Source organism: Sedimenticola hydrogenitrophicus (assembly GCF_029017505.1).
GTDB lineage: Bacteria > Pseudomonadota > Gammaproteobacteria > Chromatiales > Chromatiaceae > Sedimenticola > Sedimenticola hydrogenitrophicus_A.
In genome coordinates, this window is the sequence record NZ_JAQGEI010000024.1 from 51,873 (window position 1) to 67,955 (window position 16,083).

The window sequence follows — 16,083 nt, forward strand, 5'->3', positions numbered from 1 at the left end:
GTGTGAATCCGTGGTTCTCCAGGGTCCCGCCCATCAGGCCCGGTATCAATTGAGCTTGGTAGGGTGGGCACGCTTTTTGTGCCCACGCGGATGCCGCGCACGCGATGGCAGCGTGGGCACAGAAGACGTGCCCAACCTACGCGCTGATTATATTTGCGTTTATTCGCGTTCATTCGCGGCTAATATCTTCCTGCCTGTGGCCAAGCAGACGGGTAATCAGGAAACATTGTGCCGAGCTCCGAATTCCAACTGATCGAGCACTACTTCTCCCGCCTCGGCGCGCTCCGTTCCGATGTGCCGCTGGGCGTGGGGGATGACTGCGCTCTGCTGCAGGTCCCGCCGGGACAACAGCTGGCAGTCAGCATCGACACCCTGGTGGAGGGGACCCATTTCCTGCCCGGTGTGGACGCCGAATCCCTGGGACACAAGGCGCTGGCGGTCAATCTCAGCGACCTGGCGGCGATGGGGGCAGCGCCGGCCTGGGTCACCCTGGCGCTGACCCTGCCGCGGGTGGACGAGGCGTGGATCGAGGCGTTCTGCCGCGGCTTTGCCCGGCTGGCGGCCCGTCATCAGGTACAGCTGGTGGGGGGCGACACCACCCGCGGCCCCCTGAGTATCACGGTTCAGGTGCATGGCTTCGTCGAGCCGGGCCGGGCGCTCAGGCGCGATGCGGCGCGGCCGGGTGACCTGATCTACGTGACCGGCACCCTGGGCGATGCCGGGCTGGCGCTGCTCGCCCTGCAGGGCGGTTACGACGCCGGGGAACATCTGGCGGCGCTGCAGCGGCGGCTGGACCGGCCCGAACCCCGGCTTGCCGAGGCCCGGGCGCTGCGCGACCTCGCCAGCGCTGCCATCGACATCTCCGACGGCCTGCTCGCCGACCTGGGGCATATCTGCGAACGCAGCAACGTGGGCGCGACGCTCCAACAAGCGGCCATCCCCCTCTCCGCAGCGCTAGCGGCCTATGTGCGGGCGACCGCGGACTGGTCGATTCCGCTCGCCGCCGGGGACGATTACGAACTCTGCCTCATAGTCCCCGCCGACCGGCAGGCGGCGGTCGAGGCGGTCGGACAGACCCTGGATATCCCGCTCAGCCTGATCGGCCGCATCGAGGCCGGCGGCGCTATCCACTGCCTCGATGCGGCGGGCAACCCCATCGCTGTCGCCCGGGGAGGGTATGACCATTTCCGCAACCCCTGAGCCCCGGCCCGACTGGCGCAATCCGGTCCATCTGCTGGCCTTCGGCCTCGGCTCCGGCGCGGCGCCCAAGGCACCCGGCACCTTCGGCACCCTGGCGGCGGTGCCGCTCTACCTGCTGCTGCAGCCGCTGGCTCCGCTGCCGTACCTGCTGCTGGTGTTGCTGCTGTTCCTGCTCGGCATCTGGCTCTGTGGTCGTACCTCGCGGGATCTGGGGGTGCATGACCACGGCGGTATTGTCTGGGACGAGTGGGTCGGCTTGCTGATTACACTGTGGATGGCCCCACCGGGCTGGTATTGGCTGCTGGCCGGCTTCTGCCTGTTCCGCTTTTTCGATATTCTCAAGCCCTGGCCGATCGGTCTGCTGGACCGGCAGGTCTCCGGCGGGCTGGGGATCATGCTGGATGACGTGCTGGCCGGGATCTACGGTTTCGTACTCATCCAGCTTGCGGTTTATCTGCTAGGCTAAGGGCGCTGACCATACGCGGGCACGGCCCACTCCATAGGGCTACCCTTTACCCACAAATGCCGATGAACACGCGTGTAGGATGGGTGGAGGCGCGGCACCTATGTTGGCGGCTGTTCGCGGCGGTCGGGCGCGCCGTAACCCATCTTCGGATGCGGATGCAGGTGCACGATGGGTTGCGCGCCGGAGAGGGAGCCGGCGGAGAGTTCATGGAGGCGCTCCACCCATCCTACGCCTGGATGCAGTCCGACCCACTTATGGGTAAAGGGCGGCCCTGGGGCACCCGGTGGGCGCCGACTTGATAAACATTCAACGGGCGGAAGCAGATCGGCCCCGCGCCATTGCGATAGAGAGAGCATCCGATGATCCGATACAGAGTGATCCGACAACTCCCCCTGGCCGGTCTCCTGCTGGGCTGTCTGCTCGCATCGACCGCTCTCCTGGCGGTGGAGAAGGTCCGGGTGATGGCGCTGTTTGCCGATAAGGCGATGCTGCAGATCGACGGCAAACAGCGACTGCTGAAGGCCGGGCAGCGCAGCCCGGAAGGGGTGCTGCTGGTCTCGGCGGATGCCAACGGGGCGGTGATCGAGATGGATGGCAGGCGCGAGCGCTACGGCCTCGGTTCCCAAGTCGGCGGTCACTTCGCCCAGCGACAGATGGCCGAGGTGAAGATCTGGGCCGACACCAAGGGCGCCTACAACACTATGGGCAGTATCAACGGCCGCATGGTCGATATGCTGGTGGACACCGGTGCCACCAGCGTCGCTATGAGTGAAGTGGAAGCGAAACGCCTGGGCATCCCCTACCGGATCAAGGGGGAGAAGACCGGGGTGCGTACCGCCTCCGGTTTTGCCCGCGCCTATGCCGTGACCTTGGATCAGGTGCAGGTCGGGGAGCTGACGTTGCACCAGGTCGACGCGGTGGTGGTGGAGGGCAACAGCCCGCACCGGGTGCTGCTGGGGATGAGCTTTCTTGGGCGGGTGAATATGCAGCACAAGGGCAGCCTGATGGTGCTGCAGAGCAAGTTCTGATTACGGCTCCACCGCCTCGAACAGCGAGGGTATCAGGAACGGATCATCGAAATGGCGCCGGCCGATGAAGGCGATGGCATGGCGGCCGACCTGGCGCATGCCCCCGGGCGAGCGTATGCCCATGGGCCAGAGGATGAACCGTTCCGGCCGTTCGCTGCCCGCCACCAGGCCGTAGTCGGCGAACAGGCTGCGATGGCCGCTCTCCGCCGGCAGGGAGCGCAGCCGGTCATAGGGCTGTTGTGCCATGCCCAGGGCGTTCGGCCCGCCCTCCAGATGGTAGAGCCGTTCGATATAGTGGGTGACCGGGGCGATGCGCAGCACCAGGGGGCCGGGGGGTGCCTTCTGAGGCATCAGCGCCGGTTCGGTGTAGGCTCGCCGCTCGTCGCGTGGTTGCAGATGTTCGGTCGGAAAGGCCATGTAGTAGCAGCCGCAGTGATGGATGCTGTCATACAGCAAGGGTGTGCCGTCCGGCCCCAGGGTGACGCGCCAGTGCAGGCCGTCGAAGCGCCCGCCATAGATGTCGCGACTCGGGCGCGACGGGAACCAGACCAGGTAGTTGAGTTGCGGCAGTATCCGGCCCTGGAAACGGGTGTAGCTGATCAGCCGGTATTCACTGGCGCGGCGGGTATCCACCGTGGCCTCATCACCCCATTCCAGGGTGCCGATGTGGTCGGCATTGCTGGCCACATCGACCTCCCACACCGGGGCGTGGCGGGCGAACAGGCGCCGTGCCGTCGCCTCGCTCAATTGGGGGATCCCCAGGGCGTCATGGTCCCACTCCGGTGTCGCGCCGGTGATGCTTTCGGGCCGGCGCGTCGACCAGCGTGTCAGCCTGCCGGTCACCGCCAGCCGGTCCAGCGGCAGGGCGAAACGTGCCGCGGTGTCGTCGTGCCAGTCGGCGATACGCAGCGACACAATCGGGGCGGTGACAGGATACAGGCCGAACACCCGCCAGCTCATCACATAGTCGTCCGCCACCGCGCTGGCGGTGCGCAGCCGGCGCAGCGATTCCGGGTCCGTCAGCAGTGCCTGGCGCAGCTGTTCCCGGCAGCGGTCCAGCCGGGGCAGCTGTGACTGGGCTTCCCGGCGGAGGGCGGGATCGGGCAGGTTGTTGATCTCCAGGCGGCGGGCGACGCCATCCAGTGCCGCCAGGTGATAGGTCCAGCGCTCCAGTGGATCGCTGCCCGTGACCTCGTTACGGAAGGAGGCCAGGAAGCGGTCGCTGCGCAGGTAGGGAAAGCCGGGAACCCGGCTGACCCCCTGGTCGCGCCGGTCGGCCCGGTCGATCAACTGGTCGTTATCCACAAACAGCTGCAGACAGCCGGGAGGGGTGGCGCCGGCCGCATCGCCGGCCGGCGGTGCTGTGGCACAGCCCGTCAGTAGTGCAAGCAGCAGCAGGCTTAGGGCTCGCGCGGCGAAGCGGGCATGCGATGACCCGGAATAGAGGTGCATGGGCCCTCCTCAAGAGATTCAGCGTTGCGGAGGCGTAAAAACCGTTACCCTCAACGGGAAGTGTAGCCCCGTTGCGGTGAGAAACCCTGCGTCGGGTTATAAACAGGATAGCCTGTTGGGGTTCGCTCCACTCACCCCAACCTACGCGCTGCGTCGGGTTATAAACAGGATAGCCCGTAGGTTGGGGTGAGGAACGAACCCCAACATCATGGCGCCTATGCGTGAACCCCCGTTGGGGTTCGCAGGCTCACCCCAACTACGGTCTCCGTGGCCCTTGAATCTGACGAGTCTCTGCCGACATGAAACGACTATTTCTGGCACTGGATATCCCGGACGCGATCAAGGAGGCCTTACTTGCCTTCCAGCCGAAGCCGGGCGTTGGCCTGCGTCCGCTGAGCAGGGAGGGACTGCACCTGACCCTGTGCTTTATCGGGGCGGTGGATATCGAACGGGTGCATCAGGCCGTCCGCAGTGTTCAGGCGCGGGAATTTTCACTTCAGATCAAGGGGCTGGGACGGCTCCATCCCGCCAGGGGAGGGGTGCTCTGGGCGGGCGTGGAGCCCAGCGAAGAACTGACGCGATTGCAGAAGCGATTGTCCACGGCGTTGCAGCAGGCGGGTTTTCAGACGGAGGTCAGGGAGTTCCGTCCCCATATCACCCTGGCGCGCTGCAAGCCGGGCGTGTCCAAGGGCAAGATCGAACGCTTCCTGGCGCAGGGCGAGCGGCTGGAGCTGGGGCCCATCCGGGTACGGGAGTTTGGGCTTTTCTCCAGCGATACCCGACCGGAAGGGGCGGTGTATCGGCTGGAGCGCAGCTACCCGCTGCGCGACAGCGATGAAAGCGAGCCCGCCTGATCTCCGAAGCGGTCCACTTCCACCCGTCCGGATCGGGCGGTGGGTGACGACAGCTATTTGAGATTGGCGATGTAGGTTGCGACCGCCCTCATCTGCGGTTCGCTCAGGCGAATGGCGACCGCCGTCATCCAGGGGTTGCTGCGCCGACCGGTACGGTCACGGAACTCCGTGAGCATCTTCATGACATAGTCGATGCGCTGACCTGCGAGTCGGGCATAGCCCTTCTCGCCATGTCCGTCTGTACCATGGCATTCGCTGCAGATGGCAGTGAATAGTTGCTCCCCCTCGGACAGCAGTGCGGGATCACCGCCACCGGACGCCTTGGGCTCCAGGTTTGAGTAGTAGAGGGCGACCTTGATCTTGTCCTCATCGCTGAAACTCTTGGCCAGCCCGCTCATCAGGTAGTCGTAACGGCGCCCATCGCCGAAGCGCTGAAACTGATCCACGATATACACCGGGTTCTGACCGGCCAGGTTCGGCACCAGCTCCTTCACCGCGGCACCGTCCTTGCCGTGGCAGGTGCGGCAGAGCACGGTCCTGTTGCGCCCCTCTTCAATCGTCCGCGCCAGTTGCTTCGGGTCGCTCTTCAGCGCCTCGATGCGTGGCTTCAACTCCTGGATGATCTTCTCCTGGGTGGCGATATCCAGTTCGGCGGGTTGGGCATAAGCCAGGGTGAAGGTACCGATCAGCAAAATGGTAAAGGCACCGCCCAGTGCCAACATCGACATGTTCTTTATCATTATTTGTCAGTCTATTCAGGTAAGTATGTTAGTAGGACTCCCGTTTGTATGGTACCACAGGAGTGTGATAGGGGGCAGATGGGTGTTGCAACATTCAAGCCGACACCAGAGTGCGGCGATCAGCGACCTCCGGGCCATGACGCCTTGCGCGAGCCCCTAGAATACCGGGGTCTCCCGGTAGGTACCCCAGACGGTTTTCAGGGTCTCGACGATATCGCCCATGGTCGCCCCCGCCCGGACCAGCTCGATCGTCATCGGCAGGATATTGACCGAGGGATCCTTGGCCGTTTCCACCAGCTGTGCCAGCAATCGGTCGACCATTGCCTGGTCACGTTGCGCGCGTACCCGGCGGGTGCGTGCAATCTGCCGGTCGGCGGTGCTCTGATCGTAGGGGTGGGTGTGGATATGTGCATCGGGCGTGTCATCGACAAAGCGGTTTATGCCGATCACCGGTTTCTCTCCCGACTGCTTGCGCAGGGCGGTTTCATAGGCGAAGTCGGCGATCTGGCGCTGGAACCACCCCTCCTGGATGAGCTGCAGGGTGCCGCCGCGCTCCTCGACTTCGGCGAGGATCTCGAATATCCCTCTTTCGTAGTCGTTGGTCAGTGTCTCCAGGTAGTAGCTGCCGCCCAGCGGGTCGATGACCTGGGTGACGTTGGACTCCTCGGCGATCACCTGCTGGGTGCGCAGTGCCAGGCGCATCGCCTCCTCGGTCGGTATGGCGAAGGCCTCGTCATAACCGTTGGTGTGCAGCGACTGGCAGCCGCCCAGCACGGCCGCCAATGCCTGCAGCGAGGTGCGCACGACATTGACCATGTATTGCGGCTTGGTCAGCGAGGCGGCCGCCGTCTGGCAGTGGAAACGCAGGCGCATGGACTCCGGCTTTTGCGCGCCGAAGCGCTCCTTCATGATCCTGGCATAGCAGCGCCGGAGCGCGCGGAACTTGGCGATCTCCTCGAAGAAATCGACCTGGCAGACGAAGAAGAACGCCAGTCGCGGGGCGAACTCGTCGATCTCCAGGCCGGTCTCCAGCACCTCCTCGACATAGACGATGAGATTGGCCAGGGTGAAGGCCGCCTCCTGCAGCGGCGAGGCGCCGGCCTCGGAGATGTGGTAGCCGGAGATGTTGATCGGGTTATAACGCGCCAGATGCCTGGCGCAGTAGGTGATGCAGTCGCGCACGATGCGCACCGAGGGCGCGATCGGGAAGATGTACTCCTTCTGCGCCATGTACTCCTTGAGGATATCGGCCTGCACGGTGCCGGACAGCTTGTTGAGGTCATAACCGCGCTCTTCGGCCAGCACGATATACATGGCCAGCAGGATCCAGGCCGTGGGATTGATGGTCATGGAGACCGAGATGTGTTCAAGATCGATACCGTCAAACAGCGCCTCCATGTCGGCGAGGGTGTCGATCGCCACGCCTTCGCGGCCCACCTCGCCCTCACTCATCGGGTGGTCGCTGTCATAGCCCATCAGGGTCGGCATATCGAAATCGGTGGAGATGCCGGTCTGCCCCTGTGCGATCAGGTATTTGAAGCGCCGGTTGGTATCCTCGCCGGTACCGAATCCGGCGATCTGGCGCATGGTCCAGGGCCGCGAGCGGTACATGGTCGGGTAGGGGCCGCGGGTGAACGGGTAGCGGCCCGGCAGCCCGATCGCCTCGACCTGCGTACCGGCCAGATCGGCGGCGGTGTAGACGCGTTTGACCGGAAAATCGCCCAGGGTGAAAAACCGCTCTTTTCGCTCGGGCCGGCGCGCCATGAAACGGCTGACCTCGTCGGCCTCCCACTGCTCCACCTCGCGGCGGATCTGCTCGGCGGCCTGAGCGGAGATGTTCGGAGTGCGCTGACGCTCATTCATGTTTGGATTCCCACGCAAGGAGGTTGGCGACGAGTTCCCGTGCCAGTGTGTAAGGGCCCGCATCGCGATCGGCGAGCCGGCGTGCAAGCGGTGGGGCACCCTCGGCCGCCACCGCCGCGAAGCGTTCGGCCAGCAGGTTTTCAGCGGTTTTTCGCAGCCGGAAATCGGCGATCGCCAGGCGTCGCGTCTGGCCTGCCGCACTCCGGAAGGCCACGGCGCGATGCCGTGTGATGGCCGTGACCAGTGCGTCGATCCCCTCGCCGGAATAGGCGCTGACGCCGATGACCGGGACTTGCCAGTCGGTGGAGGCGGCCGCGGCGTGGCCCAGCATCAGCATCTGCTTGAGATCCATCAGGGTGCGGTTGGCATCGCTCCGGTCGCATTTCGAGACGACGTGGATATCGGCGATCTCCAGCGTGCCGGCCTTGATCGCCTGGATCCCGTCCCCCAGTCCCGGAGCCGACACCACGATAGTGGTATGCGAGGCGCGGGCGATCTCCACCTCGTCCTGACCGACCCCGACGGTTTCGATGATGATCGCATCGAAGCCCGCCAGATCGAGAATATCCACCGCCTCGAGGGTGGCGCGTGCCATGCCCCCCAGCGCGCCACGGGTGGCCATGGAGCGGATGAAGATGCCGGGGTCGGCGGCGAGTTCGCTCATGCGGATACGGTCGCCCAGGATCGATCCGCCCGAATAGGGGCTCGACGGGTCGATGGCGACAATCCCCACCTTGTCGCCGACCTGGCGCAGGCGCAGGGCAAGCCCGGCCACCAGCGTCGACTTGCCGCTGCCCGCCACCCCGGTAATGCCGATGACATGCGCCGCGCCGGTGCGCCGGTAGATGGCGGCGAGGGTGGTGCGCACCTCGGGCACGCCCGCCTCGGCGCGGGAGATCAGTCGCCCGACGGCCTGCAATTCTCCCCTGGCGGCACGCTCCGCCAGGATGTCCGAGGGGATGTAGCTCATGGGGCGCGTCCCGTCCCGGCCTGGGTCCGCACCTCGTGGAACATGGCGCGGTCGTCGATCACCCGACGGGCCTTGAAATCGGTGCGTGGCAGCGAGCCCTGCGGCATCACCTCGGAGAGGGTACGCAGCCCCAGGAGTTTCCGCACCCGCCGTGCCACGTCCTGGCGGAATGCCTCGGCCCCGGCGGGATCGGCGGCGATGTCGCCGGCGTATTCGACCTGCAGCAACAGCTCGTCCATGGTGGCATCGCGGGTGATGATGATGCGATGCTCGCCGCCGTAACCCGGCGTCTCATTGAGCGCCGCATCGATCTCGCTCGGATAGACGTTTTCACCGCGGATCGTGAACATGTCGTCGATGCGGCCGAAAATGCCGTTCGGCAGATGCGGGTAGGTGCGGCCACAGGGGGTCTCCCCATCGACCCACTGCGTCAGGTCACCCGACAGCAGGCGGATCATGGGTTGCGAGGTGCGTTCGAGGTGGGTATAGACCGGGGTGCCGCGCTGGCCATAGGGGACCCGGGTCAGGGATTTCGGGTCGCAGACCTCGGTATAGACCACATCCTGCCAGCAGAGCATCCCCGCTGTTTCCGCCGACCCGGCGACATTCATCCAGGGCGTCATCTCCGCCATCGATCCGGAATCGAACACCCTGGCGCCATACAGTGCTTCGAGCCGCTGGCGCACGCTGGGGATGGAGGCCCCGGGCTCGCCGGAGAAGATCATGTAGCGCAGACCGAAGTCGCGCGGGTCCAGTCCCTCGTCGCTGGCCGTCTGCGCCAGATGCAAGGCATAGGTGGGCGTGCCGTAAAAACCGGTCGGCTTCAGCGCATCGAGCCATTGCGCGCAACGGGCGGTCATGCCAGCCGCCCCGGCTCCGAACGGAAACGCCTTCGCGCCCAGCCGCTCGGCGCCCGCCAGGGCACCCCAACTACCCATGTAGAGGCTGAAGATCGCGGCGATGCAGAGCGTATCGCCCGGGCGCACCCCCATCGCCCACATGACCCGTGCATGGGCATTGGCGATCGCCTGCCAGTCGGCGCGGCCGATGGCGAACGCGGTGGGGCGCCCGGTGGTGCCGCTGGTGCCGTGGATATGGAATATTTCGGCGTCGGGGATGCAGAGGTAATCGCCGAAGGGCGGGTGGGCGGCCTGCGATTCCCGCAGGTCCTGCTTGGTGACCACCGGGACCCGGGTTTCGAAATCCTCCAGGCTGCGCAGATGGTCGGGGTGAAACCCGGCCTCGTCCCACAGGCGGCGGTAGAAGGGCGCGTGCTCCCAGGCGTAGCGGCACACCTGTTGCAGCCGCCCGAGGATCGCCGCCTCGCGTTCGGCGGCGGGCATCGTTTCGCGCCGGGGGAACCAGTAGCGGCTGTTCTCCGGGGGGAGATAGGAGGCATCGTAGGCGGGCGGGAAAGACCAGGATTCCATGGCGGCCACCCTCAGCGTGCGCCGCGCTCGGCCACCAGCCGGCGCAACGTGGTGACAATGGTTTCCGGCGGGGTGTCCTGCAGCAGCACGGCGCGCACCCCCATCGCCTTGATGGCGGCCACGTCCTCGTCGGGCATCACGCCGCCGGCCACGACGATCATATCCCCAGCCCCGTACTGGCCGAGCAGGGCAAAGATCCTGGGAAACACCGTCAGCTGCGTGCCCGAGAGCAAGCTGACGCCCAACACGTCCACATCCTCCTGCACCGCGGCGGTGACCACCTCCTCGGGGGTGCGGTGCAGGCCCGAATAGATCACGTCCATCCCGGCATCCCGGAGTGTCCGGGCGACCACTTTCACGCCCCGGTCATGTCCGTCCAGCCCCACCTTTGCCAACAGCATCCGGATCGGCCCTGTTTCAGTCATGTCCCTTCTCCTCCATAAGCGAATACAGAGTACTGAATTCAGTATACAGAATATGAATAAGTTGCTACTCTGTCAATGTGCCAATAAATATGGGAATGGTAACTACTCACGGGGTATGGATGTAGTGTGGATAAGCCGGTAGGCGCATGCCATCCTCAGGTCCGTAAACGGTACATCCATGTACCACTCCTCGCCAATGCTCACGGAGGATTGGCCTGCCTTGCCGGCCTCACACGATGGCTTATCTCCTCGAATCCGGCCCCATTTTCAGCGCCTGCCCAAACTCGCTTCGCTCAAACAAGGGCAGGCTTGAATCTGAAAACGGGGCCGGATTCGAGGCGCCATCAAGATCGGCCAACAAGGCAGGCCAATCACTTACAGACCGGGTGAGTAGTTACTGGAAATGTTTGTATGCTGTCTCAATATGGGAGATCGGAATTGGAATCGCTCAAACCCGCCAAGAACCTGGTCGATCAGACCTATGAGGTGATCCTCGACGCGATTTGCAACGGCAAGTTCAAACCCGGTGAGAGGCTGACCCAGGAAGACATTGCGGCGCGGCTCGATGTGTCGCGGCAACCGGTGACCCACGCGCTGGTGTTGCTCAAGGCACAGGGTTTTCTGGTGCAGACCGGGAAACGCGGGTTGATGGTCAGCGAGGTCGGCACGTCGTTTTTCCGCGAAATCTACGAGTTCCGCTCGGCCGTGGAACCGCTCGCGGTGCGCCTGGCCACCCGCAGGCTCACGCCGCAATTGATCGTGCAGGGCCAGTCGCTGGTGGAGCATGGCCGCAACAGGGCGATGGCGGGCGATGCCGGGGCCTGCCTGCAGGCGGACATGGATTTCCACTCCTTCATCTATGAGCTGTCCGGCAATCAGATCATCAGCGAGACGATGCGCCTATACTGGCTGCACCTGCGCCGCGCCATGGGCGAGGTCCTGCGCCATCCGGGCATGTCGATCAAGGTCTGGCAGGAGCATGGGCAGATCCTCAACGCCATGATTCGCGGCGATGCCGACAGCGCCGCGGAATTGATGTACAGCCATCTGGTGGAGGCCGCCAGGCGGACCGGTATCCTGCCTGCCTCGTCCGAGCCTCGCGGTCAGTGATCCCCCGAAACGGGGGTCATGCCACGCCGTTGCGGTCCCGTAGCAGCTTTTCCGCCAGGGGGCTCTCTTCGGCGCCGAAATAGAGCGTGCGGTGGGGAAAGGGGATCTCGATGGCCTCGGCATCGAAGGCGAGCTTGAGGCGCCGCCGGAACTCCCGTCCCACCTCCCACTGCTTGATCGGCAGGGTCTTCAGGCGCGCCTTGATCACCACCGCCGAGTCCGCGAACTGGTCGACGCCGAACACCTCCAGATCGTCGATGATGAGCGCCTTGAAGTAGGGATCCCGACGCAATTCCACGCCCACCCGGCGCATCACCTCCATCACCCGGTCCGGGTCCTCCTTGTAGGCGACCCCGATATCCATCACATAGGCCGACCACTCGCTGGTCATGTTGGACATGCTGGTGATGCTGCCGTTGGGGATGATGTGCACCACCCCGGAGAGATCCCGCAGCACGATGGTGCGGAAGTTCACCTGCTCCACCAGGCCGCCGGTGCCGTTGATCGTCGCCACGTCGCCGACCCGCACCTGGTTCTCCAGGATCATGAAGAAGCCCGAGATCACATCCCGCACCAGGTTCTGCGCGCCGAAGCCGATGGCCAGGCCGGCGATACCGACGCTGGCCAGCAGCGGCGCCACTTCGATATTCAGTTCACGCAACAGGATCAGGATCACCACCACCCAGAGCAGGATGCGCACCGCCTGGCGCATCAGCCGCACCAGCGTCTCCATCCGCTTGCGCGCCTCGCCGGGGACCTCGCCCTGCTCCATGCTGCGCGTTACCAGGTGCTGTTCCAGGCGGCCCAGGGAGATGCGCACCAGCAGGAAGGCGATCCAGGCGATGAGCAGCACCAGCAGCAGCCGTGCGCCGTAGAGCAATAGGCTTCGCCAGTCGATAAGGGCGAAAAACTCGGTCAGGTTCTCCATGATCTCGTCTCCCTTTGTCCGCGACGGGGGGCCCGCCGGGAGTGATTTTTTAACCCGCGCGGACGGGTTTTCGGAATCCCTTCGTGAGAGGAGGGGTAGGATGGAGTATACGACGGGGTCAAAGAGTGTAAAGCGGGCAGCGGGGGTCAAGCGGTTCTGCTATGGGCGATCCTTCCTCAAACCACATTCAATTCGCGTAACGGGCGGTTCTCCACTACCCGGGATCAGCCAGGTGCGGAGAGATCGAGGCTCCGATAGCGTCCATGACAGGCCGGTTTGGCGATTGCCCGTCCGACGATCACCACATCAAATTCCTGTTGCATCGCGGGCTCCCGCAAAAGGCGCTGGAGACGAAATTACGCAAGGGTTGGCGCAACGGCAACCCCGCCGCCACGGGTGGTCGGGGCGGTTCCGCTCCGGCTGGAATCGGCCCCACCACACGGTGCTGCAACAGGGAATGAGCGTCGCTTGGGCTCCGTTCAGTACACCAGTGAGCGCCCCTCGATCTCCTTCTTGCGCCGTTCGTACTCGGTATTGTTGATGCGCCCGGCCTCGTAATCTTCTTTGAGCGCGTCCATGGCGCGTTTGTTCGAGTACTCGTAGGCGGCGCCGCCGATTGCCGCCCCGCCGACCACCTCCTTTGTCGAACAGGCGCTCGGGCCGAGCCCCACGAGGGCCGCCGTCAATAGCATGATTATGCTGAGCCGAAACATATTCACCTCCTCTGATGCCTGCCCCGATAAAGTTGGATACGGGGCTCAAATGAGCCTGAGCAGATTAAATTTTATGCCCGTCATAAATATATAGAACAGTTATGGGCAAAAAAATTCAGGACGGCCCACCGTCGCCCATCGAATGGTGCACTTACTTCTGATAGGGTGCGAGGGTTGCGCGCATGAACCGCGCCGCCCGTTGCACGGCATCCTGGGCGGCCAGGTCATCGGCCAGGGTGCGCACATGGGGCGGGCGAAAGTCAAAACCGCGGCCGACCCCGGGATAGACCACCAGTTGCACCCGACGTCCCGCGGCGGTCAGCGAGGCGACGGCCGTTTCGATACTGCGGCGGCGCTGGTACTGCTCCTGCTCACCGATAAAGATCAGCGTCGGCAACAGCAACTGGTCGATCTCCGCTGCATAGCGATAGACCTGCATCGGCTCCGGGGCATTGGGATCCTGCAAGTGGGGATACCAGGAGACGTAGCAAGCGGCCGCATCCGACTGTCGCTTGTGGGTGGTGGCCGCCTTCAGCGTCATGTAGCCGCCGCGGGTGTGCGACACCAGACAGGCCCGGCTGGTGGAGACGTCGGGGCGCGCCAGCAGCTGGTCGAGGCCGAGGCTCACATCCTGTTCCACGACATAATCGTGCTCGATCGGCAGCTTCTCGATGAAGTGGGCGCTGTAGACGTCCGGCGCCAACACCACGAAGCCGCGCGCGGCGATGCGCTTGACCTGGCGCTGCACCAGTTCATCCAGTCCGCGCCGCCCGTGTTGGTAGAGCACGGCGGGATAGGGTCGGTCGTCATCGGGGCGGGCGACCAGGGCGGGGACCGTGGCATCGCCGCTGGGGTATTCGATCCACTCGACCCGCACCGGGTGGTTATCGGGATTGGGGATCTGACCTTCCTCCCACCACTGCTCATCCCACCACCAACTTTCGGGGCCGACGGGGTTTTGGGCGGGAGTATATTCCTGCGCCGCGAGATTCAGGCTCAGGGCGAGCAGTGCCGCGCCGATGATGACGGTTCTCATGTGTTGTTTTCCTCCAAGTGAACTACAGCTTTATTTACCAGATTATTTTTGTGGCTCGTCTGGTGATTTATAATTGGGCTGTTCTTTATATTTTTAGCCGCGAATAAACGCAAATGAACGCGAATTCGCCTATTGAAATCCAAGGCATACATCTACGGACTACAAACCACAATGCCCAAGATAGAAATAACAGGTGTAGGATGCCGGTGAGCTTGCGAACCGCATCATTCCATCCTCAGGTCCGTAAACGCTGCATCCCTGCACCACTCCTCCGGCCTTCGCCGGGATGACGGCGGTTCCAGGCTTAAGTAAGTGGCGTTCCTCTCCGACCCTAAACCTCGGTCTGTTGCTCGACCTCATTGCCCCACAGCATCGCGTCGCGCCAGACGCCTGAGATCAGGTGTTCCTCTATCCGCAACACCTGGGCCTGGCGGCTGATCGCCTCGCTGTCGGCCGTTTCAATGGCGATGGCCAGCTGCAGATAATGACCGAAATGCCCCTGGCCGGTTTCCAGCCCCCGGGCCAGCGGTTCCTGCAACGACAGAATCGGCAGCAACTGATCCATGCGGACATCCAGCATCACATCCAGCAGCGACAGCAGGCCGAACAGGAACAGGCTGTCCGACTCCAGCTCTTTGCGGTCCGGGTCTTCGGCGAGCAACCGCTCGAAGAAACGTGCCCGCACGATGGACATGCGATACAGCTCCGGGGTGATATTGCGGGCCCCCACATCCGACAACACCACCATCCGCAGCCAGTATTTGAGCCGCATCATCCCGAGCAGGGAGATGGCATGCTGGATCGATTTGATCTTCACCGAAAAGCAGAAGGCCGCCGAATTGAGCAGTCGCAGCAGCCGGAAGGCGATACTGGGATCGCGTTCGATCAGTCGGGTGTAGTCCTGGGGGGTGGCATTCTGCTGTTCCAGTAACGTCAGGGTCTTGAGCTTGGAGAAACTGGTGGTCGACAGTTTTTTGCCTGAAATGGTCTGGGGATGGGCAAAAAAGTACCCCTGAAACAGATCAAAGCCCATCTCCTGCAAATGGGGGACATGGGCCGGGTTTTCGACCTTCTCCGCCAGGGTGAGCACCCGATCCGGCACCTGGGCGATCAGCGCGGCGATCTGTTCCAACTCCAGCCCCAGCAGATCGATCTTGATGATGTCGGCATACTCCATCAACAGCGACAGGCTGGCTTCACCGCGGAAATCGTCAATGGCGATCAGGTAGCCCTCCTGCTTCAGCTCGATGATCGCCTTGATCACTTCGGGACTGGCGGTCACCGATTCCAACACCTCGACCACGGTAATCCCGGGGGGCAGGCCCTTGGGGGCGCCGTTAAGCAGCAGTTTTTCGGTGTAGTTGATGAAGATCCGCTTGGACGGCTTGAAATCGGTGTCGGGGCAGACCAGGCCGGCGGTGGCGACACAGGCGGTGGCCAGGTCGTAGTCGTCAATCTGCGCCGTGCGGCAGTCGGCACTCTTGCGATACAACAACTCGTATCCCCAGATCGAGCCGCCACGGTCGAAGATCGGTTGCCGGGCAAAAAAGATATCCGAATAGATGCTGTCCTGGGTCTGGTCTGGCATACGGTTGATCCTGAACGGAAACAATCACTACTGATTGCTTATTGCTTGTAAACCAAGCGCTTGGCGAACGACGGGTGGTTTTTTGACCTGCCGGCGGAAAGAACGCAGGGCACAGTATATACCGCTGATTGCCATAAATGTGATGTGAATCACACCGACGGGTGCAATCGAAAGTGTTGGTCAGCTTATTTGGCAACCGAAAAAAACGGTTATTTACGGATTCAGCCCGTAGGGTGGATAAGCCGGTAGGCGCATCCACCATTGCTACGGTGAGGAGTGG

At 63.6% G+C, this 16,083-nt stretch carries 16 protein-coding genes; 5 read left to right on the forward strand and 11 right to left on the reverse strand.

The window, feature by feature from the left end; genetic code table 11:
* The first annotated feature begins 228 nt into the window (after nucleotides 1-228).
* Nucleotides 229-1,200: a thiamine-phosphate kinase gene (gene thiL, locus O9K64_RS15265; protein ID WP_275098946.1), complete on the forward strand. Its 972-nt coding sequence runs from the start codon at nucleotides 229-231 to the stop codon at nucleotides 1,198-1,200.
* Entirely contained in the window at nucleotides 1,178-1,666 is a 489-nt protein-coding gene (locus O9K64_RS15270) for a phosphatidylglycerophosphatase A (protein ID WP_260294403.1), read from the forward strand. Before thiL ends, O9K64_RS15270 begins: the two co-directional genes overlap by 23 nt.
* A 98-nt stretch (nucleotides 1,667-1,764) precedes the next feature.
* On the opposite strand, the gene O9K64_RS15275 is transcribed toward O9K64_RS15270, so the two are convergent.
* On the reverse strand, nucleotides 1,765-1,887 hold the full coding sequence (locus O9K64_RS15275; RefSeq protein ID WP_275098947.1) for a hypothetical protein: 123 nt from the start codon (nucleotides 1,885-1,887) through the stop codon (nucleotides 1,765-1,767).
* A gap of 138 nt (nucleotides 1,888-2,025) precedes the next feature.
* On the opposite strand from O9K64_RS15275, the gene O9K64_RS15280 reads away from it, so the two are divergent.
* Nucleotides 2,026-2,694, forward strand: coding sequence for a retropepsin-like aspartic protease family protein (locus tag O9K64_RS15280; RefSeq protein WP_275098948.1), 669 nt, complete (start codon nucleotides 2,026-2,028; stop codon nucleotides 2,692-2,694).
* Here the strand turns inward: O9K64_RS15280 and O9K64_RS15285 are convergent, their stop codons facing one another.
* Nucleotides 2,695-4,146: a hypothetical protein gene (locus O9K64_RS15285; RefSeq protein ID WP_275098949.1), complete on the reverse strand. Its 1,452-nt coding sequence runs from the start codon at nucleotides 4,144-4,146 to the stop codon at nucleotides 2,695-2,697.
* Between the two features lie 299 nt (nucleotides 4,147-4,445).
* Between O9K64_RS15285 and thpR the strand changes: the two genes are divergently transcribed.
* Nucleotides 4,446-5,000 carry an RNA 2',3'-cyclic phosphodiesterase gene (thpR, locus tag O9K64_RS15290; protein WP_275098950.1) on the forward strand — a complete coding sequence of 185 codons (555 nt, stop codon included), beginning with the start codon at nucleotides 4,446-4,448 and terminating at the stop codon, nucleotides 4,998-5,000.
* A gap of 53 nt (nucleotides 5,001-5,053) precedes the next feature.
* On the opposite strand, the gene O9K64_RS15295 is transcribed toward thpR, so the two are convergent.
* From O9K64_RS15295 to O9K64_RS15315, 5 genes are all read right to left on the reverse strand, one after another.
* Nucleotides 5,054-5,728, reverse strand: a complete 675-nt coding sequence (locus O9K64_RS15295; RefSeq protein ID WP_275098951.1) for a c-type cytochrome — start codon at nucleotides 5,726-5,728, stop codon at nucleotides 5,054-5,056.
* Nucleotides 5,729-5,896: 168 nt separating this feature from the next.
* The gene (locus O9K64_RS15300) at nucleotides 5,897-7,603 is read right to left on the reverse strand and encodes a methylmalonyl-CoA mutase family protein (protein WP_275098952.1); all 1,707 of its coding nucleotides are present in this window, start codon (nucleotides 7,601-7,603) and stop codon (nucleotides 5,897-5,899) included.
* Nucleotides 7,596-8,573, reverse strand: coding sequence for a methylmalonyl Co-A mutase-associated GTPase MeaB (meaB, locus tag O9K64_RS15305; protein ID WP_275098953.1), 978 nt, complete (start codon nucleotides 8,571-8,573; stop codon nucleotides 7,596-7,598). The genes O9K64_RS15300 and meaB overlap by 8 nt, the downstream gene beginning before the upstream one ends.
* Complete coding sequence (locus tag O9K64_RS15310) at nucleotides 8,570-10,003, reverse strand: phenylacetate--CoA ligase family protein (protein ID WP_275098954.1); 1,434 nt, start codon at nucleotides 10,001-10,003, stop codon at nucleotides 8,570-8,572. The genes meaB and O9K64_RS15310 overlap by 4 nt, the downstream gene beginning before the upstream one ends.
* A gap of 11 nt (nucleotides 10,004-10,014) precedes the next feature.
* Nucleotides 10,015-10,428 carry a cobalamin B12-binding domain-containing protein gene (locus O9K64_RS15315; protein WP_275098955.1) on the reverse strand — a complete coding sequence of 138 codons (414 nt, stop codon included), beginning with the start codon at nucleotides 10,426-10,428 and terminating at the stop codon, nucleotides 10,015-10,017.
* A 438-nt stretch (nucleotides 10,429-10,866) separates the two neighbouring features.
* Between O9K64_RS15315 and O9K64_RS15320 the strand changes: the two genes are divergently transcribed.
* The gene (locus O9K64_RS15320; RefSeq protein ID WP_275098956.1) at nucleotides 10,867-11,538 is read left to right on the forward strand and encodes a GntR family transcriptional regulator; all 672 of its coding nucleotides are present in this window, start codon (nucleotides 10,867-10,869) and stop codon (nucleotides 11,536-11,538) included.
* Nucleotides 11,539-11,554: 16 nt separating this feature from the next.
* Here O9K64_RS15320 and O9K64_RS15325 read toward each other — a convergent pair whose 3' ends face one another.
* The 4 genes from O9K64_RS15325 to O9K64_RS15340 form a co-directional block, all read right to left on the reverse strand.
* Nucleotides 11,555-12,466, reverse strand: coding sequence for a mechanosensitive ion channel family protein (locus tag O9K64_RS15325; protein ID WP_275098957.1), 912 nt, complete (start codon nucleotides 12,464-12,466; stop codon nucleotides 11,555-11,557).
* Nucleotides 12,467-12,945: 479 nt separating this feature from the next.
* Nucleotides 12,946-13,179, reverse strand: a complete 234-nt coding sequence (locus O9K64_RS15330; RefSeq protein ID WP_275098958.1) for a hypothetical protein — start codon at nucleotides 13,177-13,179, stop codon at nucleotides 12,946-12,948.
* Nucleotides 13,180-13,330: 151 nt separating this feature from the next.
* The gene (locus O9K64_RS15335) at nucleotides 13,331-14,215 is read right to left on the reverse strand and encodes a dienelactone hydrolase family protein (protein ID WP_275098959.1); all 885 of its coding nucleotides are present in this window, start codon (nucleotides 14,213-14,215) and stop codon (nucleotides 13,331-13,333) included.
* A 331-nt stretch (nucleotides 14,216-14,546) separates the two neighbouring features.
* Nucleotides 14,547-15,803, reverse strand: coding sequence for an EAL and HDOD domain-containing protein (locus O9K64_RS15340; protein ID WP_275098960.1), 1,257 nt, complete (start codon nucleotides 15,801-15,803; stop codon nucleotides 14,547-14,549).
* Nucleotides 15,804-16,083 lie beyond the last annotated feature (280 nt).

Bases quoted from the DNA above. Each gene is read 5' to 3' on its own strand.
- O9K64_RS15270 (WP_260294403.1), top strand. From the start codon at position 1,178: ATGACCATTTCCGCAACCCCTGAGCCCCGGCCCGACTGGCGCAATCCG.
- O9K64_RS15280 (WP_275098948.1), top strand. From the start codon at position 2,026: ATGATCCGATACAGAGTGATCCGACAACTCCCCCTGGCCGGTCTCCTG.
- O9K64_RS15285 (WP_275098949.1), bottom strand. From the start codon at position 4,146: ATGCACCTCTATTCCGGGTCATCGCATGCCCGCTTCGCCGCGCGAGCC.
- thpR (WP_275098950.1), top strand. From the start codon at position 4,446: ATGAAACGACTATTTCTGGCACTGGATATCCCGGACGCGATCAAGGAG.
- O9K64_RS15295 (WP_275098951.1), bottom strand. From the start codon at position 5,728: ATGTCGATGTTGGCACTGGGCGGTGCCTTTACCATTTTGCTGATCGGT.
- O9K64_RS15300 (WP_275098952.1), bottom strand. From the start codon at position 7,603: ATGAATGAGCGTCAGCGCACTCCGAACATCTCCGCTCAGGCCGCCGAG.
- meaB (WP_275098953.1), bottom strand. From the start codon at position 8,573: ATGAGCTACATCCCCTCGGACATCCTGGCGGAGCGTGCCGCCAGGGGA.
- O9K64_RS15310 (WP_275098954.1), bottom strand. From the start codon at position 10,003: ATGGAATCCTGGTCTTTCCCGCCCGCCTACGATGCCTCCTATCTCCCC.
- O9K64_RS15315 (WP_275098955.1), bottom strand. From the start codon at position 10,428: ATGACTGAAACAGGGCCGATCCGGATGCTGTTGGCAAAGGTGGGGCTG.
- O9K64_RS15325 (WP_275098957.1), bottom strand. From the start codon at position 12,466: ATGGAGAACCTGACCGAGTTTTTCGCCCTTATCGACTGGCGAAGCCTA.
- O9K64_RS15330 (WP_275098958.1), bottom strand. From the start codon at position 13,179: ATGTTTCGGCTCAGCATAATCATGCTATTGACGGCGGCCCTCGTGGGG.
- O9K64_RS15335 (WP_275098959.1), bottom strand. From the start codon at position 14,215: ATGAGAACCGTCATCATCGGCGCGGCACTGCTCGCCCTGAGCCTGAAT.
- O9K64_RS15340 (WP_275098960.1), bottom strand. From the start codon at position 15,803: ATGCCAGACCAGACCCAGGACAGCATCTATTCGGATATCTTTTTTGCC.